At 73.3% G+C, this 24,885-nt stretch carries 22 protein-coding genes; 12 read left to right on the forward strand and 10 right to left on the reverse strand.

The window, feature by feature from the left end:
- Positions 1-11: 11 nt before the first annotated feature.
- Together AY578_RS19305 and AY578_RS19310 are read right to left on the reverse strand one after the other, a co-directional pair.
- Positions 12-1,181 carry an amidase family protein gene (locus AY578_RS19305; RefSeq protein WP_136238157.1) on the reverse strand — a complete coding sequence of 390 codons (1,170 nt, stop codon included), beginning with the start codon at positions 1,179-1,181 and terminating at the stop codon, positions 12-14.
- The gene (locus AY578_RS19310) at positions 1,178-1,684 is read right to left on the reverse strand and encodes a DUF6668 family protein (protein WP_136238158.1); all 507 of its coding nucleotides are present in this window, start codon (positions 1,682-1,684) and stop codon (positions 1,178-1,180) included. Before AY578_RS19310 ends, AY578_RS19305 begins: the two co-directional genes overlap by 4 nt.
- 159 nt (positions 1,685-1,843) lie before the next feature.
- Here AY578_RS19310 and AY578_RS19315 point away from each other — a divergent pair, with 159 nt between their 5' ends.
- Positions 1,844-3,226 (forward strand): tetratricopeptide repeat protein, encoded by a 1,383-nt coding sequence (locus tag AY578_RS19315; protein ID WP_258903173.1) that lies wholly within the window; start codon positions 1,844-1,846, stop codon positions 3,224-3,226.
- Between the two features lie 13 nt (positions 3,227-3,239).
- On the opposite strand, the gene AY578_RS19320 is transcribed toward AY578_RS19315, so the two are convergent.
- The 3 genes from AY578_RS19320 to AY578_RS19330 all read right to left on the reverse strand — a co-directional run bounded on the left by AY578_RS19320 (position 3,240) and on the right by AY578_RS19330 (position 5,823).
- Entirely contained in the window at positions 3,240-3,713 is a 474-nt protein-coding gene (locus AY578_RS19320) for a VOC family protein (RefSeq protein ID WP_168713406.1), read from the reverse strand.
- A 102-nt stretch (positions 3,714-3,815) separates the two neighbouring features.
- Positions 3,816-4,802, reverse strand: a complete 987-nt coding sequence (rarD, locus tag AY578_RS19325) for an EamA family transporter RarD (protein ID WP_420341313.1) — start codon at positions 4,800-4,802, stop codon at positions 3,816-3,818.
- A 166-nt stretch (positions 4,803-4,968) separates the two neighbouring features.
- Positions 4,969-5,823, reverse strand: a complete 855-nt coding sequence (locus tag AY578_RS19330; protein ID WP_137209027.1) for an SDR family oxidoreductase — start codon at positions 5,821-5,823, stop codon at positions 4,969-4,971.
- Positions 5,824-6,035: 212 nt separating this feature from the next.
- Here AY578_RS19330 and AY578_RS19335 point away from each other — a divergent pair, with 212 nt between their 5' ends.
- Entirely contained in the window at positions 6,036-7,259 is a 1,224-nt protein-coding gene (locus AY578_RS19335; protein ID WP_258903174.1) for an FG-GAP-like repeat-containing protein, read from the forward strand.
- Between the two features lie 76 nt (positions 7,260-7,335).
- On the opposite strand, the gene AY578_RS19340 is transcribed toward AY578_RS19335, so the two are convergent.
- The 5 genes from AY578_RS19340 to AY578_RS19360 form a co-directional block, all read right to left on the reverse strand.
- Positions 7,336-8,394 carry a 2-oxoacid:ferredoxin oxidoreductase subunit beta gene (locus AY578_RS19340; RefSeq protein ID WP_019524511.1) on the reverse strand — a complete coding sequence of 353 codons (1,059 nt, stop codon included), beginning with the start codon at positions 8,392-8,394 and terminating at the stop codon, positions 7,336-7,338.
- On the reverse strand, positions 8,387-10,318 hold the full coding sequence (locus AY578_RS19345) for a 2-oxoacid:acceptor oxidoreductase subunit alpha (protein ID WP_028960052.1): 1,932 nt from the start codon (positions 10,316-10,318) through the stop codon (positions 8,387-8,389). Before AY578_RS19345 ends, AY578_RS19340 begins: the two co-directional genes overlap by 8 nt.
- Positions 10,319-10,492: 174 nt before the next feature.
- Entirely contained in the window at positions 10,493-11,152 is a 660-nt protein-coding gene (locus tag AY578_RS19350) for a response regulator AbrC3 (protein ID WP_337590552.1), read from the reverse strand.
- Between the two features lie 290 nt (positions 11,153-11,442).
- A complete protein-coding gene (locus tag AY578_RS19355; protein WP_258903175.1) occupies positions 11,443-12,807 on the reverse strand; it encodes a sensor histidine kinase AbrC2 in 1,365 nt (454 codons plus the stop codon).
- A gap of 110 nt (positions 12,808-12,917) precedes the next feature.
- The gene (locus AY578_RS19360) at positions 12,918-14,144 is read right to left on the reverse strand and encodes a sensor histidine kinase AbrC1 (RefSeq protein ID WP_019525265.1); all 1,227 of its coding nucleotides are present in this window, start codon (positions 14,142-14,144) and stop codon (positions 12,918-12,920) included.
- Positions 14,145-14,386: 242 nt separating this feature from the next.
- On the opposite strand from AY578_RS19360, the gene AY578_RS19365 reads away from it, so the two are divergent.
- From AY578_RS19365 to AY578_RS19410, 10 genes are all read left to right on the forward strand, one after another.
- Positions 14,387-14,779, forward strand: a complete 393-nt coding sequence (locus AY578_RS19365) for an NADH-quinone oxidoreductase subunit A (protein WP_019525264.1) — start codon at positions 14,387-14,389, stop codon at positions 14,777-14,779.
- Complete coding sequence (locus AY578_RS19370; protein WP_215188746.1) at positions 14,770-15,453, forward strand: NADH-quinone oxidoreductase subunit B; 684 nt, start codon at positions 14,770-14,772, stop codon at positions 15,451-15,453. The genes AY578_RS19365 and AY578_RS19370 overlap by 10 nt, the downstream gene beginning before the upstream one ends.
- Positions 15,450-16,850: an NADH-quinone oxidoreductase subunit C gene (locus tag AY578_RS19375; protein WP_258903176.1), complete on the forward strand. Its 1,401-nt coding sequence runs from the start codon at positions 15,450-15,452 to the stop codon at positions 16,848-16,850. Before AY578_RS19370 ends, AY578_RS19375 begins: the two co-directional genes overlap by 4 nt.
- 252 nt (positions 16,851-17,102) lie before the next feature.
- Positions 17,103-18,071: a complex I subunit 1/NuoH family protein gene (locus AY578_RS19380; RefSeq protein WP_028960056.1), complete on the forward strand. Its 969-nt coding sequence runs from the start codon at positions 17,103-17,105 to the stop codon at positions 18,069-18,071.
- Positions 18,071-18,628, forward strand: a complete 558-nt coding sequence (locus AY578_RS19385; protein WP_137209036.1) for a NuoI/complex I 23 kDa subunit family protein — start codon at positions 18,071-18,073, stop codon at positions 18,626-18,628. Before AY578_RS19380 ends, AY578_RS19385 begins: the two co-directional genes overlap by 1 nt.
- Positions 18,625-19,293 (forward strand): NADH-quinone oxidoreductase subunit J family protein, encoded by a 669-nt coding sequence (locus tag AY578_RS19390; protein ID WP_161108033.1) that lies wholly within the window; start codon positions 18,625-18,627, stop codon positions 19,291-19,293. The genes AY578_RS19385 and AY578_RS19390 overlap by 4 nt, the downstream gene beginning before the upstream one ends.
- Complete coding sequence (nuoK, locus tag AY578_RS19395; protein WP_136238166.1) at positions 19,293-19,697, forward strand: NADH-quinone oxidoreductase subunit NuoK; 405 nt, start codon at positions 19,293-19,295, stop codon at positions 19,695-19,697. Before AY578_RS19390 ends, nuoK begins: the two co-directional genes overlap by 1 nt.
- Positions 19,694-21,688, forward strand: coding sequence for an NADH-quinone oxidoreductase subunit 5 family protein (locus tag AY578_RS19400; RefSeq protein WP_028960058.1), 1,995 nt, complete (start codon positions 19,694-19,696; stop codon positions 21,686-21,688). The genes nuoK and AY578_RS19400 overlap by 4 nt, the downstream gene beginning before the upstream one ends.
- Before the next feature lie 6 nt (positions 21,689-21,694).
- Positions 21,695-23,269 carry a complex I subunit 4 family protein gene (locus tag AY578_RS19405; RefSeq protein ID WP_136238167.1) on the forward strand — a complete coding sequence of 525 codons (1,575 nt, stop codon included), beginning with the start codon at positions 21,695-21,697 and terminating at the stop codon, positions 23,267-23,269.
- Entirely contained in the window at positions 23,266-24,777 is a 1,512-nt protein-coding gene (locus AY578_RS19410) for an NADH-quinone oxidoreductase subunit N (protein WP_136238168.1), read from the forward strand. Before AY578_RS19405 ends, AY578_RS19410 begins: the two co-directional genes overlap by 4 nt.
- Positions 24,778-24,885 lie beyond the last annotated feature (108 nt).

A 24,885-nucleotide genomic window follows, 5' to 3' on the forward strand; every position in this document is an offset into this window, starting at 1 on the left:
ACGCCGCACCCTCACGAAGCGGGCGCCGCAGGCGGCCGGAGGGCGTTGACGGCCCCGCGCCGTTCCGCCTCCTCCGCCACCGCGAGCAGCAGTTCCTCCCGGCCGCGAGCGGCGACGGCCTGCAGCCCCGCCGGGCACCCGTCGGCGCCGACACCGGCCGGCACGCTCGACGCCGGGTGGCCGCTCAGGTTGAACGCCCAGGTGAGCGCGGTGGAATAAGTGTCACCGGGGCCGTCGTGGCCGTGTGGTGCGGTGGGCGCCGTAGGGGTGAGCAGCAGGTCGACCCCACCGAAGAGGGCGTGGAGACGGGTGTCGTTGGCGGCTCGGACGCGGTGGGCGTCGGAGGGGTCCGCACCCGGGGTACGCAGGGCGAGCCAGGCCGGACCGGGGTCAAGGAGGAACCACGCGACCGATGGCCGCACAAGGCGCACCACCCCCGCCGAGACGAGCCGGTCGACCGCGTCCCGCGCGAGAGCGACAGGCTCCGGGTCGGGGGAGGCGTACCCCAGGTCGGGCGACCAGACCGCCGTGAGAGGGAAGCGAGGCGGTTCCGGGCGCGCGTCGCAGCCGGAGACGACCCGCCACCACAGCCCCGCATCGGCTGCCGTACGCGCAAGAATCCCCGGCGCCGCCAGCCCCGTACGGTCGCCCGACGGAAACCGTCCGCCCGTGACCTTCAACCCCAGCACCCCGCACCACGCCGCCGGGATCCGCACCGAGCCCGCCCCGTCCGCGCCCGTCGCCAGCGGGACCAGCCCGGCCGCCACGACCACCGCCGCCCCGGCCGAGGACCCGCCCGGCGTACGGTCCGCCCGCCACGGGTTGACCGTACGGCCGCGCGCCCCGAGCCCCCAGGTCTGCCAGGGCGTCCCCGGACCCGGCACCGACGTGGCGCCCACGGCGACCGCGCCGGCCGCGAGCAGCGGCTCCGCCGCCCGCAGTCCGCGCCGCCCCTTGACCGCGACCGGCACCCCGGCCAGCGGCAGGCGCTCCCCGGCGGCGACCCGCGCGTCCACCTCACCCGCCCGCCGCAGCGCCTCCTCCTCCCACACGTCGAGGAACGCACAGAGCACCGGGTCGGCGCGCTCGATCCGCGCCAGCGCCTCCGCGACCACGTCCACGGCCCGGCGCGCGCCCGCGCACACGGCGTCCGCGATCTCCAGCGCGCCGTCCTCGCTCATCGCTGGGCGCCGGTGAGACGGGCCAGCGGCTCCGTCTCGCGCGGCGGCCGGCCGCCCAGGTCGCCGAGGCGCCAGTCGGGCACCCACGGCACCCGGTACACGTCGATCAGCTGCTCGATCAGCCGCACCCGGTGCGCGAGGGGACGCGGGAGCCGGCCGGGCGCGTCCGCGACGAGGACGACGGCGTCCAGGTCGAGCCCCTGCGGCGCCTCACCGCGCCGGAACAGGTCGACGGCCGGCAGCACCGCGTCCAGCCCGGCCGCATGGGTGCGGGCGACCAGCAGCACCGAACGCGGGGCGTCGGGGCCGGGCCAGGACCGCCCGCAGTCGTGGCCGCCGTAGACCGCGGCGAGCGTGGAGACGCCCGCGCCGCCGTGCAGACCGACCCAGGAGAAGCGCCGGGCCGTCGCCCGGGCGGGCACCGCCCCCGGAGGGTCCGCCTCCGGGGGCGTCACCGGCCCCCGCAGCCAGATCTCCGGTCCCTGTCCCGTGCCTGTTCGCATGTCCCTCTCCTGCTCGGCGGCCCGATCGTCCATGCCCCGCGCCCGGTACGGAACCGGGGCCGACGGCCCTTGGGACGAGCCTGTGACAACGCGGTGACGTGCACAGCGCGCGCGAGCGGACACACTCGACGGTAGGTGTACGACCCGAATGAGGGAACGATGTCTCGACTCAGCCGCGAGAAGAAGCGGGAACAGCAGCAGGCCGCGGACGCGGCGAACCGTGCGGCGGTGCCGGTCGACGTCCGTGTCCCGTCCGACGGGTCGGACGAGCCGGGCGCCTACGTCGACGGCGTACGGGTGATCGCGGGCCCCGGCGAGGAGATCCAGCAGGCCGTGCTGAACCGCCTGCACCGCATCGCCCTCGCCACCGGCCACGCCGTGCACGCGACCGTGCGGGACGAGCGCATCGGGTACGTCGTCCCGCTCCGGGTCGCCCCGGACGGCTCCAGCGCGTTCGCGGCACAGCCGGTGCAGTTGCGCGGGGCGCGGGAAAGGGGAGGGGTGCCCTCCGAGACGCCGTCCTCCGGGATAGCCCCGGCTCCGGAGACACCGCGGGGCCCGGCACCGTCACCGGAGGGGGCGCACACGGCGCCCCCGTCCCCGCCCTTCGCACCGCGCAACGACCGCCCGACCCACCTGCTCCGCCCGGTACCGGAGTCGGAGGCACCGGAAGATCTCTGGCCGGCACCGGCGTCGGCGTCGGCGTCCGACGCCCAACACCCTGAGACCCCGGCGGCTCCGGGCGCCGTTTCGGCGTCCGGCACCTCCGGGTCCGACACCTCCGGGTCCGACACCCCCGCCCCCGGATCCGCGGCCCCCTACGACTCCCCGCCCACCTTCCGTCTCCGCAGGGTCACCCCGCCGCCCGGCACGGTCGCGCCGCCCACGGGCGTGTTCGGCCCGCCCCCGGACATGGACGCACGCCCGCACCCCGCCGAACCCGAAGCGGCTTCCGCTCCCGCCCCGGCCCCCGACCCCGACCTCGAGGCCGCGCTCGCCGTCGACCCGGACCCCCGCCCCACCCCGCCGCGCGGTTTCGACGCCGTCGCGGAGGCCGTGCTGGGCGACGAGCCCGCCGCCCCTGCGGGCAGCCCCCTCGCCGACCCGATGGAGCGGATCAACGAGGCCGTGCGCGCGGGCCGCATCGACACGGCCGCGCGCCTCGCCGACGAGACCCTGGAGCACGCCGCGCAGACCCTCGGGGCCGAGCACCCGGAGGTGCTGCGTCTGCGGGAGCTGACCGCGTACATCGCCTACCTGGCCGGCGAGCCGGTGCGCGCCTTCCGGCTCTCCCTTGACCTCGCCGTCGCCTGCCGCCGCGCGGGCGACGAGGAGGCCGCCTACGGAAACGTCCGCAGCGCCGCCACCGCGTGGCGGGGGGTGCGCGATCCCCTGCTCGGGCTCGAGCTGGGACGCGACCTGATCGCGCTGTGGACCGAGCTGGCCTCCGAGGGCGGCCCCGCCGCCGACGAGGAGGAGGAGCTGGACTCCGCCCGCGCCCGCATGGACCGCCTCACCACCCGCGCCCGCGACCTCGGGTGATCCCCGCAGGGGTCTAGTGAAGGCAGAACTCGTTCCCCTCCGGATCCGCCATCACGACCCAGCTCCCGGAGGGCTCCTCCACCCGCCGCAGCACCCGGGCGCCGAGCCCCTCCAGCCGGGCCGGTTCCTCGTCACGGCGGTCGACACCGGGGTGCAGGTCGAGGTGGAGCCGGTTCTTGACCGTCTTCTCCTCCGGCACCCGCTGGAACAGCAGCCGCCGGCCGCGCCCGGTGCCGGCTTCCTCCTCGTACGGGTCGTCGGGGTGCCGTACGGCGGCCAGGTCGCGCCAGGCGCGGCGGCCGTGCGACATGACCGTGAGCGCCTCGGGGGCGGCCCCGGCGGCGAGCAGCTTCTCGATGAGCGGGCTGTTGTCCTCGACCACGTAGTGCAGGGCGGCGGCCCAGAAGTCCGCCTGGGCGTGCGGGTCGGCCGCGTCGACGACGACCTTCCAGTGCACCGGAGTGGCCGGCGTCGGTGTCTGCGTCATGCGCCCGTTATAGGGGACGGCACCGACAACGCCGTCCCGCCGCGCGCTACGGCTTGGTCGCCGGCGCCTTCGCGGCTGCCGCCTCCGCCGCCCCGGCCTCGCTCAGCGGCGCGGTGGCCGGCACGGCCCCTCCGGCGCCCGGCCCGGCGTGACGGCGGTGTCGCCCGCGCCGGCGCGGCGGCCGGACAGTGCGCGGGCGGCACGGCGGGCGGTGCGCAGCGCGTCCCAGGTGAGCAGGATGAGCGCCAGCCACACCAGGGCGAACCCGGCCCAGCGCTCCGGCGGCATGGCCTCCTTGAAGTAGAGGATGCCGAGCAGGAACTGGAAGACCGGTGCCAGGTACTGCAGCAGCCCCAGCGTGGACAGCGGCACGCGGATCGCCGCGGCGCCGAAGCAGACCAGGGGGAGCGCGGTGACGATGCCGGTCGCCGCGAGCAGCAGCGCGTGGCCCGTGCCCTCGGCGCCGAAGGTCGACTCGCCCTGGGCGCCCAGCCACACCAGGAAGCCGAGGGCGGGCAGGAACTGGATCGCGGTCTCGGCGGCGAGCGACTCGATGCCGCCGAGGTTGACCTTCTTCTTCACCAGTCCGTAGGTCGCGAAGGAGAAGGCGAGGCACAGGGAGATCCACGGCGGCCGGCCGTAGCCGACGGTGAGGACGACGACCGCGAGGGCGCCGATGCCGACGGCGGCCCACTGGGCGGGCCGCAGGCGTTCCTTCAGCAGCAGGACGCCCATGGCGATGGTGACCAGCGGGTTGATGAAGTAGCCGAGGGACGCCTCGACGACGTGCCCGGAGTTCACCGACCAGATGTAGACGCCCCAGTTGACGGTGATGACCGCGGCGGCCACCGTGATCAGGGCCAGCTTGCGCGGCTGCCGCACCAGCTCGCCGATCCACGCCCAGCGGCGGACCACGGCCAGCGCGGCCACGACGAAGGCCAGCGACCACACCATCCGGTGGGCGAGGATCTCCACCGCGCCCGCCGGCTTGAGCAGGGGCCAGAACAGGGGGACGAGCCCCCACATCCCGTACGCCGCGAAGCCGTTCAGCAGTCCTATGCGCCGCTCTGCGGCCGGCTTCCCGGTCACGGGGCCCTCCAACGTGTTCCATCGCGTCCCGTAGTCATCCGCGGGACCGCCGACGCGCGCGCGGAACCCACCCGGACGAAGGTAACGCCGCACACCCCCACATGTCATGTCCGTACCGGCATACGGTCATGACGGGGGGGTGGGGGCAGTCAGGGCCCGACCTGGGTCAGCCCTTCAGCGCGACGGCGATCGCCTCGGCGAGCGGGGTCGTCGGGCGGCCGGCCAGCCGCGACAGGTCGCCGCTGTCGACCACCAGCTCGCCCTTCGCGATCGCCGCGTCCACGCCGGCGAACGTGGCCGCCACCGGCTCGGGCAGCCCCGCGCCGGTCAGGATGCCGGTGAGCACCTCGGGCGTGACCGGGTTGTAGACGATCTCCCGGCCGGTCTGCCGGCTCAGCTCGGCCGCGTACTCGGCGAAGCTCCACGCCTCGTCGCCGCCCAGCTCGTACGTCGTGTTCTCGTGCCCCTCGCCGGTCAGCACGGCGACGGCGGCGGCCGCGTAGTCGGCCCGGGAGGCGGAGGAGACCCGGCCCTCGCCCGCGGCGGCGACCACCGCGTTGTGCTCCAGCACCGGGGCCAGGTTCTCGGTGTAGTTCTCGTGGTACCAGCCGTTGCGCAGCAGGACGTACGGCACGCCCGAGTCGAGCAGCGCCCGCTCGGTGCCGCGGTGGTCGTCGGCGAGCGCGGCGGTCAGCGAGCCGGGGGCGCTGGTGTAGGCGAGCAGGGCGACACCGGCCGCCTTGGCCGCGTCGATCACGACGGAGTGCTGCCGCACCCGGCCCTTGTCGAACTCGTTGCCCGAGATCAGCAGGACCTTGTCGCCGGCCGCGAACAGGCCGTCGAAGGTCTCCGGCGCGTTGTAGTCGGCGACCGCGACCCGCACCCCGCGCTCCGCCAGGTCCGCGACCTTCTCCGGACTGCGCACCACCGCGGTGACCTGCCCGGCCGGGACCTTCTCCAGCAGCTGCTCCACCACATGACGGCCGAGCTTCCCGCTGGCTCCGGTGACGACGATGCTCATGATGCGACCACTCCTCGGGGTGCGTGCGTAAGCACTAACTGTACGACTGGCGCTAACTTCTGGAAAGTGTACGCGGTGGGCGCGGAGTGCCCCGCATTGCTCTACGATCACGCTCGCGCGTGTCGCCGCCGCGGGGTTCCGACTCCCGCCGCGAGCCGTCGCATCGGGGGGTGCGAGGAGCGGAACGCGCATCACTGGGAGGGGACCCATCCATGAGGAAACGTTTCAAGCAGGGTGTCGCGGCCCTTGTCGGCCTCACGCTGGCCGGCGCGGGCCTGACCGTCGCAACCGCCGCTTCGGCCGCGGCGAGTACCAGCGACTGCCCGTCCGGCTACTTCTGCGGCTGGGCGGACGCGGCCGCCAAGGGCTCGATGTACAAGACGAAGACGAACGTCGCGGACCTGGGCAGCTGGGACAACAAGATCCGCACCTTCGTCAACCGCACGAAGTCGATCGCCTGTCTGTACGACCTCAAGAACTATGCGCCCGGCAGCACCTACTGGCCTCAAGAGCCTGACGAGCCGGGGGAGTCCCGCACCAACCCGACGCCGACGATCAGCTCCATCAAGTTCGTCCGCACCGAGCGTGAGTGCAATCAGCCCGCCTACCCGAGCTGGGTCTCCGAGACCTCCCCGACGGCCGCCGGCTTCGGCGACATGAACGGCGACCGCCGGGCCGACGTCATCACCCGTGACATGGCCGGACGCCTCTGGTTCACCCCGGGCGACGACACCGGCCGGCTCATCGGTGCGGGCGGCTGGAATGCCATGAACACCCTCACCCGGCACGGCGACTTCACCGGCGACGGCCGCGAGGACCTCATCGCCCGGGAGAAGGCCACCGGCAAGCTGTGGCTCTACCCCGGCACCGGCACCGGCTCCCTCGGCGCGCGCAGGCTGCTCGGCGCGAGCGGCTGGAACGCGATGAACCACATCACCGCCTACGGCGACCTGACCGGCGACGGACGCTCCGACCTGATCGCCGTCCAGAAGTCCACGGGCAAGCTGTGGCTCTACCCGGGCGCCTCCGGCTCCAAGCTGGGCGCGCGCAAGCTGATCGGCTCCGGCGGCTGGAACGGCATGAACGCCCTGGCGGGCATGGGCGACGTGACCGGCGACGGCCGCCCCGACCTGTACGCGCGGGAGAAGGCCACCGGCAAGCTGTGGCTCTACCCGGGCACCTCCACGGCCCGGCTCGGCGCGCGCAAGCTCGTCGGCAGCGGCGGCTGGAACACGATGGAGCACCTGATCCCGGTCGGCGACTTCTCCGGCGACGGGCGTCCCGACCTGGCCACCGTGACCAACGAGAAGTACAAGATCGACGGCTTCGAGGGCCATCTGGGCTGGCTGATCACCTACCGCGGCCGGGCCGGCGGCATCCTCTACGGCCCGCAGCGCACCCACGGCGAGTGGTGGGGGCTCAGCGACTTCTGCTGACTTCATCCAGCTCACGCGAGAGGGCCCCGGCAACCTTTGTGGTGCCGGGGCCCCCTCGCGTCCCTCGCGCCGGTGCTCAGCCGACGACGGTCCAGGTGTCGCCGCCCGCGAGGAGCGCGGCGAGGTCGCCCTTGCCGTGCTGGTCGACGGCGGAGTCGAGCTGGTCGGCCATGAGGGTGTCGTAGACCGGCCGGTCGACGGAGCGGAACACACCGATCGGGGTGTGGTGCAGGGTGTCGGGGTCGGCGAGCCGGGACAGGGCGAACGCGGTCGTCGGCGACGCGTTGTGCGCGTCGTGGACGAGGATCTCCGCCTCGTTCTCCGGCGTGACGGCGACGACCTTCAGGTCACCCGTCGCCGGGTCGCGGACCACGCCCTTGGAGCCGTCGGCGCCGAAGCGGACCGGCTGCCCGTGCTCCAGCCGGATCACCGCCTCCTCGGCCTGCTGACGGTCCTTGAGGACCTCGAAGGCGCCGTCGTTGAAGATGTTGCAGTTCTGGTAGATCTCCACCAGCGCCGTGCCCGGGTGGTCGGCGGCCTGGCGCAGCACCTCGGTGAGGTGCTTGCGGTCGGAGTCGACGGTGCGGGCCACGAAGGACGCCTCCGCGCCGATCGCCAGCGACACCGGGTTGAAGGGCGCGTCCAGCGAGCCCATCGGGGTCGACTTGGTGATCTTGCCGACCTCGGAGGTGGGGCTGTACTGGCCCTTGGTGAGGCCGTAGATGCGGTTGTTGAACAGCAGGATCTTGAGGTTGACGTTGCGGCGCAGGGCGTGGATGAGGTGGTTGCCGCCGATGGACAGCGCGTCGCCGTCGCCGGTGACGACCCACACGCTCAGGTCGCGCCTGCTGGTGGCGAGACCGGTGGCGATGGCGGGGGCGCGTCCGTGGATGGAGTGCATCCCGTAGGTGTTCATGTAGTACGGGAAGCGGGAGGAGCAGCCGATGCCGGAGACGAACACGATGTTCTCCCGGGCCAGACCCAGCTCCGGCATGAAGCCCTGCACGGCGGCCAGCACCGCGTAGTCACCGCAGCCGGGGCACCAGCGCACCTCCTGGTCGGACTTGAAGTCCTTCATCGTCTGCCTGCCCTCGGCCTTGGGCACGAGCTGGAGCAGCGTGTCGGCGTCAGTCATCGATGGCCTCCTTCAGCGCCGTGGCGAGCTGCTCCGCCTTGAACGGCATGCCGTTGACCTGGTTGTACGAGCGGGCGTCGACCAGGTACTTCGCCCTGATGAGCGTGGCGAGCTGCCCGAGGTTCATCTCGGGGATCACCACCTTGTCGTATCCGCGCAAAACCTCGCCGAGGTTCTTCGGGAAGGGGTTGAGGTGGCGCAGATGGGCCTGCGCGACCGGCTGCCCGTCCCGGCGCAGCCGCCGCACCGCCGCCGTGATCGGCCCGTACGTCGATCCCCAGCCGAGCACGAGCAGGCGGGCGGTGCCGTCCGGGTCGTCGACCTCCAGGTCGGGCACGTCGATGCCGTCGACCTTGGCCTGGCGGGTGCGGACCATGAAGTCGTGGTTGGCCGGGTCGTAGGAGATGTTCCCGGTGCCGTCCTGCTTCTCGATCCCGCCGATGCGGTGCTCCAGGCCCGGCGTGCCCGGGACCGCCCAGGGGCGGGCCAGGGTGTGCGGGTCGCGCTTGTAGGGCCAGAACACCTCCGTGCCGTCGGCGGTGGTGTGGTTCGGGCCCTGCGCGAACTGCACCGTCAGATCCGGCAGCTCCTCCAGCTCCGGGATCCGCCACGGCTCGCTGCCGTTGGCCAGATACCCGTCGGAGAGCAGGAACACCGGGGTGCGGTAGGTCAGCGCGATCCGCGCCGCCTCCATGGCGGCGTCGAAACAGTCCGCCGGAGTCTTCGGCGCGACCACCGGAACCGGCGCCTCACCGTTCCGGCCGTACATCGCCTGCAGCAGGTCCGCCTGCTCCGTCTTGGTCGGCAGACCCGTCGACGGGCCGCCGCGCTGGATGTCCACCACCAGCAGCGGCAGCTCCAGCGACACCGCCAGCCCGATCGTCTCGCTCTTCAGCGCCACACCGGGGCCGGAGGTGGTGGTGACGGCGAGGGACCCGCCGAACGCGGCCCCCAGCGCCGCCCCGATGCCGGCGATCTCGTCCTCCGCCTGGAACGTCCGCACGCCGAAGTTCTTGTGCTTGCTCAGCTCGTGCAGGATGTCCGAGGCCGGGGTGATCGGGTACGAGCCCAGGAACAGCGGCAGGTCCGCCTGCCGGGAGGCGGCGATCAGGCCGTAGGACAGGGCCAGGTTGCCGGAGATGTTGCGGTAGGTGCCCGGCGGGAACGCCGTCGCCGCCGGCGCCACCTCGTAGGAGACCGCGAAGTCCTCCGTCGTCTCACCGAAGTTCCAGCCCGCCCGGAACGCCGCGATGTTCGCCGCCGCGATGTCCGGCTTCTTCGCGAACTTCGACCGCAGGAACTTCTCCGTCCCCTCCGTCGGCCGGTGGTACATCCACGACAGCAGACCGAGGGCGAACATGTTCTTGCTGCGCTCGGCCTCCTTCCGGGTGAGGCCGAACTCCTTGAGCGCCTCCACGGTGAGGGTGGTCAGCGGCACCGGGTGCAGGTGGTAGCCGTCCAGCGAGCCGTCCTCCAGCGGCGAGGCGTCGTAGCCGACCTTCTGCATCGCCCGCTTGGTGAACTCGTCGGTGTTGACGATGATCTCCGCCCCGCGCGGCAGGTCGCCGATGTTCGCCTTCAGCGCGGCCGGGTTCATCGCCACCAGCACGTTCGGCGCGTCGCCGGGGGTGAGGATGTCGTGGTCGGCGAAGTGCAGCTGGAACGACGAGACGCCGGGCAGGGTGCCGGCGGGGGCGCGGATCTCGGCGGGGAAGTTCGGCAGCGTGGAGAGGTCGTTGCCGAAGGACGCGGTCTCCGAGGTGAAACGGTCACCGGTGAGCTGCATCCCGTCACCCGAGTCCCCCGCGAACCTGATGATCACTCGGTCGAGCCGGCGGACGCCCTTCGTTCCCGCCGCTGTGCGCTGCTCTCCTACGACTGTTCCGTCGGCCTGCTCCGCTGGGCTGCTGACCTGGCTGGTCACTGAACTGGACCTCCTCGAGGCGGCTGTCCGGGACGGCCTTCCCGCAGGCCTTCCCCGCATAAACCCTACGACCGAGAGGGGTGCTTCCCCTGAAGGATTCGAGTGAACGATCCAGATGGTGGACACGGAGCCGAGACGTGCGGCTCTGGACCCTCAGGAGTTCCCGCCGTCCCCTCAGGACTTCAAGTACGTCAGCACCGCAAGCACCCGCCGGTGGTCGCCGTCGCTCGGGGACAGCCCCAGCTTCAGGAAGATGTTGCTGACGTGCTTCTCCACCGCGCCGTCGCTCACCACCAGCTGCCGCGCGATCGCCGAGTTCGTCCGCCCCTCCGCCATCAGCCCCAGCACCTCGCGCTCCCGCGGGGTGAGCCCCGCCAGTACGTCCTGCTTACGGCTGCGGCCCAGCAGCTGCGCCACGACCTCCGGGTCCAGGGCCGTGCCGCCCTGCGCCACCCGGACCACCGCGTCCACGAACTCGCGCACCTCGGCCACCCGGTCCTTCAGCAGATAGCCGACGCCCCGGCTGGAGCCGGCCAGCAGCTCGGTGGCGTACCGCTCCTCCACGTACTGCGACAGCACCAGCACCCCGACACCCGGATGGCTCTTGCGCAGTTGCACCGCGGCCCGCACGCCCTCGTCGGTGTGCGTCGGCGGCATCCGCACGTCGGCGACCACCACGTCCGGCAGCTGGTTCTGCCGCGCCAGGTCGTCCACCGTCCTGATCAGCGCGTCCCCGTCGCCGACCCCGGCCACCACCTCGTGCCCCCGGTCGGTGAGCAGCCGGGTCAGGCCCTCCCGCAGCAGCACCGAATCCTCGGCGATGACCACCCGCACCTTGTCCTCCACGTCCTCGTCCCCCCACAACACCGCTCCGGACCCGCCCTTGTGGCGGGCCCGGCCGTCGGGTCCAGCATTCCAGCATCCGGGGGAGCACGGGCCGGGGCGACGCGATCGGGGGTGTCGTCAACGCGCGCGCCGGCGGGCCCGGGTTGCCCCGGGCCCGCCCTCCGGACGTCCGGCGGGCGATCCGCCGGCTGCCGCCCGCGCCCGCCCCGCGTGTCCGTCCGCCCGGAGTCCGCACCCGTCCCGGGTCCGTCCGCCGGACGGCTCACCTCACCCCGCGGTCATCGCGCCCGCTCCACACGCCACGGCAGCTCCGCCGTCACCCGCGTCGGACCGCCCTCCGGCGAGTCCACCACGAGGATCCCGTCCACCGCGTCCAGCCGCTCCGCCAGACCCGCCAGCCCGGAACCGCGCGCCAGGTCCGCGCCGCCCACGCCGTTGTCCGTCACCTGGAGCATCAGCCGGTCCTCCGACCGCCACACCTCCACGGCCGCCCAGGTCGCCCGGCTGTGCTTGCTGACGTTCTGCAGCAGCTCCGAGACCGTGAAGTAGGCGATGCCCTCGATCGCGGGCGCCGGCCGCTCCGACAGGTCCACCTCCACCTGCACCGGAACCGTGCACCGCGAGGCGACCGAGGAGAGCGCCGCGTCCAGGCCGCGGTCGGTGAGGACCGCCGGGTGGATGCCCCGGGCCAGGTCCCGCAGCTCCTGCAGGGCCGTCTTCACCTCGCCGTGCGCCTCGTCCACCATCCGCGCCGCGGCCCGCGGGTCCTCCCGCAGCTTCTCCTTCGCCAGACCCAGGTCCATCGCCAGGTTCACCAGCCGGGCCTGGGCTCCGTCGTGCAGGTCCCGTTCGATGCGCCGCAGGTCCGCCGCCGCCGTGTCCACCACGACCCCGCGGTCCGACTCCAGCTCCACCACCCGGGTCGCCAGCCGCGACGGGCCCAGCAGCCTGTGCACCATCACCCGGTCCACCGTCGTCAGCGCCCGCACGATCCACGGCGTGGCCAGCGTGAACAGCAGACCCACACCCGCGGTCACCGCGATCTCGAACGGGTTGTCCAGGTAGATCGCGCGCTGCTCGTCGCCGTACAGCTGTATGCCGTCCTGGCCCGCGTACTGCGGAAGCACCCAGAACCACAGCGGGTACGTCAGCAGCGACCAGCCCAGCGTCCAGAAGGTGACCGTCACCGCGAAGGACAGCACCGCCCACGGCAGCTGCATCACCGAGTACAGCAGCGCCCGCCACGAGGTGCCGCTCTTCAGCACCGCCCCGGTCCAGCCCATGAACCCCTGCCGCTTCAGCCGCAGCGGCTCCGGCTCGCCCACGTCCAGGCCGAGCAGCCCGCGCGCCCGGGCCCGCTCCACCGACCCGAAGCCCCGGCACCCGGCGAGCGCCGCCGCCAGCACCGGCACCCCGAGGAACGTCACCAGCAGACCCGCGCCCAGCGACACCATCGTGACCGCGTAGGTGAACAGCAGGATGCTCATCGGCAGGCTCAGCAGCACATAGGCCAGCTCCCGCCAGGCGCGCCCCTCGACCGGCGCCCGCAGCGCCGCCGGCATCCGGTGCCGCCGTCCCCCCACGCCCCGCGCGTGTCCGGGCCCGGTGGGAAGCCCGTAGCCCTGTCCGTACTCCGTGGCCATCGGCGTCGTCCTTCTCCTCGTCCAGCGGCTGTGCTGTCGTACAACCAGAGTGCTGCGCCGCAGGTCGGCGGGGAATGAAGGCCGTCGCAGTCTTCGGAGGGGGGTTTTCCCTACCTCCGGGCGCGGGCGGACGCCCCCTTCGCCGGAGCCTTCCCGGCCGGGGTGCCGGAGCGGTCCCGCCACGGCAGCTCCGCCGTCACCGTCGTCGGACCGCCCTCGGGTGAGTCCACGACGAACAGCCCGTCCACCGCGCCCAGCCGCTCTGCCAGCCCCTTCATGCCCGTACCGCCGTCGAGGCTCGCCCCGCCCACGCCGTCGTCCCGCACCTGCAGGAACAGCCGGTTCTCCGACCGCCACACCTCCACCGACGCGGACCGCGCCCGGCTGTGCTTGCTGACGTTCTGCAGCAGCTCCGAGACCGTGAAGTAGGCGATGCCCTCGATCGCGGGCGCCGGCCGCTCCGCCAGGTCGACGGTGACCGCCACCGGCACCGTGCACCGCGCGGCCACCGACGACAGCGCCGCGTCCAGACCCCGGTCGGTGAGGACCGCCGGGTGGATGCCGCGCGCCAGGTCCCGCAGCTCCTGCAGCGCGAGCTTCACCTCGCCGTGCGCCTCCTCGACCATCGCCGCGGCCGCGTCCGGGTCCTCCAGCAGCTTCTCCTTGGCCAGGCCCAGCCCCATCGCGAGATTCACCAGCCGGGCCTGGGCCCCGTCGTGCAGGTCCCGTTCGATGCGCCGCAGGTCCGCCGCCGCCGTGTCCACCACGACCCCGCGGTCCGATTCCAGCTCGGCGATGCGCTTCTCCAACTCGTCCGACGGCGACAGCAGACCCCGCACCATCGCCCGGTCCACGTCGGCCATCGCCCGCACCACGAACGCCAGCACCGGCCACAGCACGAACAGCCCGGTCAGCGTGACCGTGAAGGTGACGACGCCCCACGGCATCCGTATCAGCGTGTAGAGGCACGTCCGCCAGCCCACCGGGTCCTTGACCGCCTGCCACAGCCCCGGCCAGAACCCTCCGGACCTCCGCCACGGCAGCGGGCTCGGCTCGTCCACCCGCACCCCGAGCATCGCCCTCGCGCGCGCCCGCTCGAACCGGCCGAGCTGCCGCACCCCCGTCAGACCGAGCGCGAGCAGCGGCAGACCGATCACCGTGACCGTCAGGCCCACACCGACGGACAGCGCGGTCACCGTGCAGACGAAGCCGACGAGCGCCACCGGGAGGTTCGTCAGGAGATGCGCGATCTCCTTCCAGGTGTGCGCGTCGTAGGCGAAGCGGGCCCGCGGCGGGCGGTCGCCCGGTCCGGCCGGCTGCGGTGTCGGTTCGGTCATGGGGCCTAGCCTGCCCGGCGCCGGGGGGCCCGCGCCATGAGGCGGACCGCCAAGCTGACCTGAGGAAAACCCCACCCCCGGATGCCGAGCCCCGACGGGCCTGCTTACCGTGCCTTTATCAGGGCCTAGACTCCCGTGCGTACAGATCGTCGGACCGTGGCGTTCGGCGTTCACCGGCACGGATCAAGGGCAGGGCACAGGCAGGAGCGCCTGGTCGCCGATCTGAGGAGTGAGGGGCGGACGTGCGGGAAACGACCGTCGTCGCGGCGGACTACTTCCAGTCCTACTCGGTCGTCGGACTGCTCGCCGTCGTCGGCCTGCTGTTCGTCGCCGTCGCCTTCGGCGCGGGCCGCCTGCTGCGGCCGGTGGTGCCCACACCGGAGAAACTGCTGACGTACGAGTGCGGCGTCGACCCCGTCGGCGAGGGCTGGGCCCACACCCAGGTCCGGTACTACGTCTACGCCTTCCTCTACGTGATCTTCGCCGTCGACTCGGTCTTCCTCTTCCCCTGGGCGACCGTCTTCGCCGCCGACGGCTACGGCGCGACCACCCTCGTGGAGATGTTCGTCTTCCTCGGCTTCCTCGCCGTGGGCCTGCTCTACGCATACAAGAAGGGCGTCCTGACATGGACGTGACCCCGGAGCCCGTACCGCTGCCCGAGCCGAAGCGGCTGGGCGCCCTGGCGCGCCTGGCGCCGGAGCCGATGAAGGTGGTCCTCAACTGGGGCCGCCGCTACTCGCTCTGGGTCTTCAACTTCGGCCTCGCCTGCTGCGCCATCGAGTTCATCGCCGCGTCGATGGCCCGGCACGACTTCATCCGCCTCGGCGTCATCCCGTTCGCCCCGGGACCCCGCCAGGCCGACCTGATGGTCGTCTCCGGCACGGTCACCGACAAGATGGCGCCCGCGGTCAAGCGCCTGTACGAGCAGATGCCCGAGCCGAAGTACGTCATCTCCTTCGGCGCGTGCAGCAACTGCGGCGGCCCCTACTGGGACTCCTACTCCGTCACCAAGGGCGTCGACCAGATCATCCCCGTCGACGTCTACGTCCCCGGCTGCCCGCCCCGGCCCGAGGCACTGCTCCAGGGCATCCTCAAGCTCCAGGAGAAGATCGCACGCGAGTCGCTGGGCGAGCGGTACGGCACCGGCTCCGCCGGGCGCCCCTCCGCGGGCCGCCCCTCGGCGGCGGCGCTGCAGAGCGGGCTGGTCGAGCCGCCCGCGGCGAAGGGCGCGACGACGGGCGCGACGAAGGGTGAGGTCCGGCCGTCCGCGCCGAAGGACGGCGCCAAGGGCGAGGGGGAGGCCGGATGACCGCCGTCGGCTGGCTCCCCGCGGACGTCGAGGACCTGTTCGGCGCGCAGGCCACGGCGGGGGAGGCGTACGACGTCCTCACCGTCGACGTGCCGTCGGACGCCTGGATCCCCGCCCTGGAAGCCGCCCGCGACCGCCTCGGCTGCACCTTCTTCGACTGGCTCAGCGCGGTCGACGAACCCGGCACCGGCCTCCGCGTCACCGTCCACGTCGCCGCGCTCGCCCCGGTACGGCGGCTGCTGCTGCGCACCACCGTGCCGCACGAGGCCCCCGTCCTGCCGTCCGCCGTGGACGTCTACGCGGGCGCGGCCTGGCACGAGCGCGAGACCCACGAGATGTTCGGCGTCGACTTCACCGGACACCCCGGCCTCGACCACCTGCTGCTGCCCGATACCTTCGAGGGCCACCCGCTGCGCAAGGACTTCGTCCTCGCGGCCCGGGTCGCCAAGGCGTGGCCCGGCGCCAAGGAGCCGGGGGAGTCGGAGCACGGCGGGCCCAAGCGGCGCCAGATGCTGCCGCCGGGCGTGCCCGACCCGAACGAGTGGGGCCCGCTCAAGGGCCAGCTCCCGCCCGCCCCGGCCCGCCCCGCCCGCCGCACGGCCACCGCGTCGGCCCGCACCCCGGGCGAACGCCCGCCCCGCCGCACCCGCTCCGTCTCCGAGGGCTCGGCGAGCCAGACGGCGGGGACGGGGGCCGGCACCGACGCGCCTGAGACGCAGCCGCCGACCGCTCCGCGCAGGGCGCGGTCGGTGTCGGAGGGGTCGGCGAGTCAGCGGGCACCACTGAGGGTGCCGCGCCTCGTCGGGCGCGGTCGGCGTCCGAGGGGTCCGCGAGCCGGCGGCCCGACGCCCCCGCGCGCCGGGCGCGCAGCGCGAGCGAGGGCTCGGCATCGCAGCGTGAGGGCGCCCGGCACGGGCGGCCCCCGCCGGGCGCGGTCCGCGTCCGAGGGATCGGCGTCGCAGCGTGGGCGCAGGACCAGGCACCGGCCGCCGACGACACGGCCGCGGCTCCCGCCGAGGAACCGCGCGACCGCAAGCCGCCCGCCGCCCCGCGCCCGGACGCCCCGTGGCACCACGCACGGCCGGCGTTCGAGGAACCGGAGCCCGCGCCGGAGCCCGCGCCGGAGTCTGCGCCCGAGCGGGAGTCGGAACCGGGGCCGGAGGCCGCGCCTCGGCCCGAGCCGACCGCCGCAGCGCGTCCCGAGCCGGAACCTGAAGCGCGCCCCGAGCCGGAGCCGGAGCCGGAGCCCGAGTCGGCGAGTCCCGCGCCCGCGCCGGAACCGGAGCCCGCGCCGGAGCCCGCGCCCGAGCCGGAACCGGGCCGGAGCCCGCGCCCCAGCCGGAGCCCGAGCCCGCGCCCGAGCGGGAGCCGGAACCGGCGCCGGAGGCCGAGCCTAGGCCCGAGCCGGACGCCGCAGCGCGCACCGAGCCGACCGCCGAAGCGCGCCTCGAGCCGGAACGTGAAGCGCGCCCCCAGCCCGAAGCCGAGTCGGCGCCCGAGCCGGAGACTGCCCCGCGTCCCGAGCCGGAGACTGCCCCACGTCCCGAGCCCGAGCCCGGGCCCGCGCCCCAGCCGGAGCCCGAGCCCGAACCGGAGAAGGGCCCGCGCCCCGACACGACCACCCCCGACGACCCCTCAGGAGGCCCGCGGTGACCGACGTTCTCGACGTCGCCCTGCGACTCCTCGTCGTGTTCGTCGTCTTCCTGACCTTCCCCCTGCTCGTGGGTCAGACCGAGCACAAGGTGATGGCGCACATGCAGGGCCGCCTCGGCCCCATGTACGCGGGCGGCTTCCACGGCTGGGCCCAGCTCATCGCCGACGGTGTGAAGTTCGCGCAGAAGGAGGACGTCGTCCCGGCCGGCGCGGACCGCCGTATCTTCCAGCTCGCCCCGGCCGTCGCGCTCCTGCCGTACCTCCTCGTGCTGCTCGCGATCCCGATCGGGCCCGGTGAGGGCGCGGTCGGCCAGGTGCTGGACGCGGGCGTGTTCTTCGTCCTGGCCGTGATGGGTGTCGGCGTCCTCGGCTCGCTCATGGCCGGCTGGGCGTCCGCCAACAAGTTCTCCCTCCTCGGCGGCCTCCGCACCGCCGCCCAGCTCCTCGCGTACGAACTGCCGATGCTGCTCACCGCCGCCTCCGTGGCGATGGCCGCCGGGACCGTCTCCCTCGTCGGCATCCTCGACGCGTTCGAGTGGTGGTGGCTGCCGTGGCAGATCACTGGCGCGCTGGTCTTCTTCATCGCGGGCCTCGCAGAGCTGCAGCGCCCGCCCTTCGACATGCCGGTCGCCGACTCGGAGATCATCTTCGGCGCGTACACCGAGTACACCGGCCTGCGCTTCGCCCTGTTCCTCCTCGCCGAGTACGCCGGGATCGTCGTGCTGTGCGGCCTGACCACCGTCCTGTTCCTCGGCGGGTGGCACGGCCCCTGGGGCGCCGACGGGCTCGGCTGGGTGTGGACCCTGCTGAAGACCGCCGTCCTCGCCTTCGTCGTCATCTGGCTGCGCGTCAGCTACCCGCGCCTGCGCGAGGACCAGCTGCAGAAGTTCGCCTGGACCCTCCTCGTCCCTCTCGCCCTCGCCCAGATCGCCCTCACCGGCGTCGTCAAGGTGGTGTTCCTGTAATGGCCCCGATCCCCGGCTCCGGCCTGGCCAAGGGCCTGGCCGTCACGCTGCGGACGATGACGCGGAAGTCCGTCACCGCCCAGTACCCGGACACGCAGCCCGAACTGCCGCCCCGCAGCCGCGGGGTGATCGGCCTGTTCGAGGAGAACTGCACGGTCTGCATGCTGTGCGCCCGCGAGTGCCCCGACTGGTGCATCTACATCGACTCGCACAAGGAGACCGTCCCGCCCGCCGCCCCCGGCGGCCGCGAGCGCAGCCGGAACGTCCTCGACCGGTTCGCCATCGACTTCTCCCTGTGCATGTACTGCGGTATCTGCATCGAGGTCTGTCCTTTCGACGCGCTGTTCTGGTCCCCGGAGTTCGAGTACGCCGAGACCGACATCCGTGACCTCACCCACGAGCGGGACAAGCTCCGCGAGTGGATGTGGACCGTCCCGGCCCCGCCCGCCCTCGACCCGGGCGCGGAGGAACCGAAGGAAGTCGCCGCCGCCCGCAAGACCGCCGACAAACTCGCGGCCGCCCAGGACGGCGAACCGGGTCAGGAGGGCCGCGCATGAGCACCGCAGCGACCGCCGGCGCGCTCGCGGCCGACACCGCGCACCGGGCGGCCGAGTCGCCCGGCTTCCTGTCCCCGTCCGGCGTGGAGATCACCTTCCTCCTCGTCGGCCTGGTCACCCTCGGGGCGGCCGTCGTCACCGTCACCACCCGGCAGCTGGTGCACGCCGCCCTGTGGCTGGTGGTGGCCCTCGGCGGACTCGCCGTCGAATACCTCCTGCTCACCGCCGAGTTCATCGCCTGGGTGCAGGTCCTCATCTACGTCGGCTCCGTCGTCGTCCTCCTCCTGTTCGGGCTGATGCTCACCCGCGCCCCCATCGGCCGCTCCCCGGACGCCGACTCCGGCAACCGCTGGGTCGCGCTCACCGTCGCCGTCGCCGCGGCGGGCGCCCTGGTCTGGGTGGTCGTCGACGCGTTCCGCACCACCTGGATCGACCTGGACGGCGCCCCCTCCGGCACCACCGAGGTGACCGGCGCGAGTCTCTTCCAGCACTGGGTCCTCCCCTTCGAGGCCCTCTCCGTCCTCCTCCTCGCCGCGCTCGTCGGCGCGATCGTCCTGTCCCGCAAGGCCAACGGCGGCTCCGCGCCCGGCGCGAAGGACGCGGCCGCGTCCGGCACGGCGGCCGGCGCGACCCGCACCCGGCGCGACCAGGAAGGGGCCCGCTGATGCACCTCGCCTATCCCGCCGTCCTCGCCGCCCTCCTCTTCTGCACCGGCCTCTACGGCGTCCTCGCCCGCCGCAACGCGATCCTGGTGCTGATGTCGGTCGAGCTGATGCTCAACGCCGTCAACCTCAACCTCGTCGCCTTCGACGCCTGGCTCAGCCGGGCCGCCGAGGACACCCTCCACTCCGGCCAGGCGCTGGCGCTGTTCACCATCGCGATCGCCGCCGCCGAGATCGGCATCGGCCTCGCGATCGTCCTCGCCGTGTACCGCAACCGCGGCACCTCGGACATCGACCGGCTCCGCGACACCGCCGAGGGCCACGACCCCGACGACCCCGACAGCGACGCCGCCGGCCGCGCGGTCCCCGCCCCGGCCGCCGGCGAGAAGGCCGAGGCCACCGCGTGACCACGACCACCCTCGCCGTCCTCGTCCCCCTCCTTCCGTTCCTCGGCGCGCTCGCCGGACTGCTGCTGGGCCGCAGCGTGCCCGGCTTCGTCCGCCCGCTCGCCGTCCTGCCGACGCTCGCCTCCCTCGTGCTCGCCGCCACCGTCGCCGCGCGCCAGGGCGGCGGCGCCCCGGTCGACGCCGCGACCGAGCTCACCCCCACCGGCTCGGTCCCCATCGAACTGGCCCTGCACATCGACGGCTTCGCCGCCCTCACCGCCCTGGTCGTCGGCACCGTCGCGACCTGCGTGCAGATCTACTCCACGGGCTATCTGCGCGACGACCCGCGCTACCCGTCGTACGCCGCTCTCGTCTCGCTGTTCACCTCCGCGATGCTCCTGGTCGTCTACACCGGCGACCTGATGGTGCTGCTGGTCGGCTGGGAAGTGATGGGCATCTGCTCCTACTTCCTCGTCGGCCACTACTGGGAGACCCCCGAGGCGCGCGCCGCCTCCCTGAAGGCCTTCCTGGTCACCAAGCTCGGCGACGTCCCGTTCCTCATCGGCCTGTTCGCGCTCGCCGCCGACGCCGGGTCCTTCCGCCTCACCCGGATCCTCGGCGCCGTCGCGCACGGCGGCATCGACCACCCGACGCTGATCGCCCTGCTGCTCCTCGCGGGCGTGGCCGGCAAGTCCGCGCAGTTCCCGCTGCACACCTGGCTGCCGGACGCGATGGCGGGCCCCACACCCGTCTCCGCGCTGATCCACGCCGCGACGATGGTCGCCGCCGGCGTCTACTTCGTCGCCCGTCTCCTTCCGCTCTTCGAGGCCTCGCAGGCCGCTATGACCGTCCTCGCCGTCATGGCCGCCGTCACGATGACCGGCTCGGCGCTGGCCGCCCTCGCCCAGGACGACATCAAGCGCGTCCTCGCCTACTCGACGATCGGCCAGCTCGGCTACATGACCGGTGCCCTCGCCGTCGCCGACCGGGGCGCCGCCGTCTTCCACCTCCTGTCTCACGGCGCCTTCAAGGCGCTGCTGTTCCTCGCCGCCGGCGTGATCATCCACGCCGCCGGCACCAACTCCCTGGCCGCCATGTCCCGCATGAGCCGTCTGCGCGACCGCGTCCCCGACGCCTACTGGACGATGACCGTGGCGCTCCTCGCGCTCGCCGCGATCCCGCCGTTCAGCGGCTTCTTCTCCAAGGAGGCCGTCCTCGGCGTCGCCGAACACGTCGTCACCGGCCACACCGAGCACGCCCCCGCCGCCGCGGGCTGGATCGTCCTCCTCGCCGGGCTGGTCACCGCCCTCCTCACCGCCGCGTACGCGACCCGGCTGTGGCTGCTGGCCTTCCGCGGCAGCGGCCCCGAGGCGCCCGACCACGGCCGGGAGCCGCTCACCATGACCACCGTGCTGTGGGTGCTCGCCGTGCCGTCGCTGGCGTTCGGCGGCTTCGCCTTCCGGGTCCTGCCCGACTGGTTCGACGGGCACGACCTCACCCCGACCCTCACCACCTCCGTGCTCGGCACGGGCGTGGCCCTGGTCGGCGGCATCGTCACCTACGCCACCTGGCGGCACACCACCGCGCACGCCGCCCGCGTCCCCCTCGGCGCCGTCGCCGCCCACCCGGAGGCAGACGCCGGACAGGTCGAGGCGGAGGCCATCGCCAGCCACGAACCGGCCTACGGGGACGTCGCGTACGCGGCCGACCCGTCGGACCCCGGGCGGCTGCTGCTCGGCCGGCTGCACCGGCACGCCGCCGTCGGCTTCCACCTGGACGCCGTGTACTCGGCGCTCTTCGTCCGCCCGGTGCGGGCCGGCGCGAGCCTCGTGCGGTTCCTCGACCGGGAGGTCGTCGAGACGTACGTACGCGGCGCGGGCACCCTGCCCCGCTGGCTCGGCGCCGCAGTACGACGCGCCCAGACCGGCAATCTGCAGACCTATGTGAGCGCGCTGCTCGCCGGCACCGTCGTCCTCGCGGTCGCCGCCGTCCTCGTCGCCACGGGAGCGTGAGCAGGCGTGATCGATATCAACGAGTCCGTGATGCAGTTCCTTCTGGCGTTCACCGTCGTCGGCCCGCTCCTCGGCGCGGCCGCCGCCCTGCTGCCCGCCCCGCCCGGACTGGAGGGGAAGTCGCCCGAGCAGGCCGTGCTCCGCCACGGCGTCACCGTCACCGGCGTGATCCTCATCGCCGCGATCGCCCTGGCGCTCGGCTTCGACCACGACCACCCGTCGACAATGCAGGCCACGACCGACATCAGCTGGATCCCCGCACTCGACGTGCGGATCCACCTCGGCATCGACGGCATCTCGCTCCCCCTCCTGGTCCTGACCGCCCTGCTGACCTTCCTCAGCGCCCTCTACTCGTACTTCAAGCCGCCCGCGGGGCCGTCCCCGAAGGCCTTCGTCGCCCTGCTGCTCGTCCTCGAGTCCGGCACCCTGGCGACCTTCGCCGTCCTCGACCTCGTCCTGTTCTTCCTCGCCTTCGAAACGGTCCTCGTCCCCATGTACTTCCTCATCGCCCGCTGGGGCGGCGAGGGCCGGGCCGAGGCCGCCTGGAAGTTCATCCTGTACACGCTCCTCGGCTCGGTGGTCATGCTGCTCGGCCTGCTCCTGATCGGGATCAAGGCGGGCACGTTCGACATGGTGGCACTCGCCACTGACAACGGCCGGTCACTCTCCGTGTCCGTGCAGGTCATCGCCGTTCTGGCGATCGGTCTCGGCCTCGCGGTGAAGACGCCGATGTGGCCGCTGCACAGCTGGCTGCCCGACGCCCACACCGCCGCCCCGACCGTCGGCTCCGTCCTGCTCGCCGGCGTCCTGCTGAAGATGGGCACGTACGGCTTCGTCCGCATCCTGCTCCCCGCCGCGCCCGACGGCTTCCGCACCTTCGCGCCGTACCTCGCCGCGTTCGCCGTCGTCGGCATCGTCTACGGGTCCCTGGCCTGCCTCGCCCTGGCCAGAAAGGGCGCGAAGGGCGACCTCAAGCGCCTGATCGCCTACTCCTCCGTCGGCCACATGGGCTTCGTCCTGCTCGGCATCGCGACGATGACCCCGACGGGCGTCAACGGCGCCCTGTTCGCCAACATTGCCCACGGCCTCATCACCGGCCTGCTGTTCTTCCTGGTCGGAGGCCTGAAGGAGCGCACCGGCAGCACCGACCTCGACGCCCTCGCCCAGGAGACCGGAGCCGCCCTCTACGGCAGGGCCCCCCGCCTCGGCGGCCTGCTCGCCTTCGCCGCCGTCGCCTCCCTCGGCCTGCCCGGCCTCGCCGGGTTCTGGGGCGAGATGCTGGCGCTGTTCGGCGCTTTCGACCCCGCCGACGGGCTGAACCGGCCGGCCTTCCTCACCTTCATGTCGATCGGCGCGTTCGGCACCCTGCTCACCGCCGCCTACCTGCTGATCGTGGTCCGCCGCGTCTGCATGGGCGCCGCACCGAAGGACACGCCGGCCTACACCGACGTGCGCTCCTACGAGTTCGCGGCCTGGACCCCGCTCGTCGTCCTCACCGTCGTCGCCGGCCTGTGGCCCAAGGCCCTCCTCGGGCTGACCGACCCGGCCGTGCAGCAGCTCCTCGCAGGAGGCACCCGATGAGCTCCCTCGTCCAGTCCGTCGACTGGCTGGCCGTCGCACCGCCCACCGTCGCGGCGGTCGTCGGACTCGTCGTCCTCGTCGCCGACCTGTTCGTCGCCGAGGCCAGGAAGCCGCTGCTCGGCTGGATCTCCGTGGCCGGACTCGCGGCCGCCGCGCTCCTGCTGCTGCCGCTCCTCGACGCCGACCGCTCCACCTTCTGCCTGGTCGGCGACACCGAGGTCTGCAGCTACACCGCGGACCGCTTCACCCTTGTCATCCAGTTCCTGGTGCTCGGCGGCGCGCTGCTCTCCGCCCTGCTGTCGGTGACCGCGCTGAAGGACTCCGGCAAGCGGCTCCCCGAGGGCGAGTACTGGTTCCTGTTCCTCTCCTCCGCCGCCGGCGCGGCCCTGCTGCCCGCCTCCCGGGACCTCGCGACCCTCGTCGTCGCCCTGGAGGTCGCCTCCCTGCCCGCGTTCGCCTTGGTCGGCCTGCGCCACGGCGACCGGCGGTCCTCCGAGGCGGCCCTGAAGTTCTTCCTGTCCTCGGTCACCGCCACCGCGGTCAGCCTGCTCGGCATCAGCTTCGTCTACGCCGCCACCGGCACCCTCCACCTCACCCGGGTCGCCGAACGCATCCAGGACGTCGACGGGCAGCTCGCCACCCTCGCCCAGACGGGCGTCGTCCTCACCCTCGTCGGCTTCGCCTTCAAGACGGCCGCCGTCCCCTTCCACTTCTGGGTCCCCGACACCTACGTGGGCGCCCCGCTGCCGATCGCCGCCTACCTGTCCGTCATCGGCAAGGCGGTCGGCTTCTCCGGCCTCATCCTCGTCACCGTCGTCGCCCTCCCCTCGTACGCCGACGCCTGGGCCCCCGCCCTGGCCGTGCTGGCCGCGCTCACCATGACCGTCGGCAATGTCGGCGCCCTGCGCCAGCAGTCCACGCGCGCGTACAGCGCGGTACGGCTTCTCGCCTGGTCGTCCGTCGGACAGGCCGGCTACCTGCTCGTGCCGATCGCCGCGGCCGGGTACTCCGACGACCCCGAGAAGTCGGTCGGCTCCACCCTCGCCTACGCCCTCATGTACGGCGCCGTGAACCTGGGCGCCTTCGCGGTCGCCGCCCTCGTCGGCCGCGCGCACCGGCTCAACCGGGTCGCCGACTACCGCGGCCTGTACGCCGCGAGCCCGCTCACCGCGCTGCTCATGGGCTTCTTCCTGCTGTGCCTCGCCGGCCTCCCGCCGGGCGTCATCGGCCTCTTCGCCAAGGTCACCGTGTTCGCGGCGGCCGTCGACGCGGGGCTGGGCTGGCTGGCCGTCGTCATGGCCGTCAACGTCGTCATCGCGCTGGTGTACTACCTGCGCTGGACGGCGCTGCTGTTCCGCGCGCCGGAGACGGCCCCCGAGGGCGAGGCAGTGGCTCACCGCCTCCCCGCCCCGCTCACCGCGGCACTCGCCCTGACCGGCGTCCTAGGCATCGCCCTGTCCGGCGCCCCGCAACTGGTGCTGCGCTTCACGGAGACCGGGCTCTTCTAGGCGCCCCGCGCTCCACGCGCGCGTGGCCGCCCGCCCTGCCCCGCGCGGCCGTTCACCCGGATGGTTGACACGCGCCACCACGCGCACAAGGGAACTAGTGCCCTTCGC

It is taken from the genome of Streptomyces thermocarboxydus, from assembly GCF_024760485.1.
GTDB lineage: Bacteria > Actinomycetota > Actinomycetes > Streptomycetales > Streptomycetaceae > Streptomyces > Streptomyces cellulosae.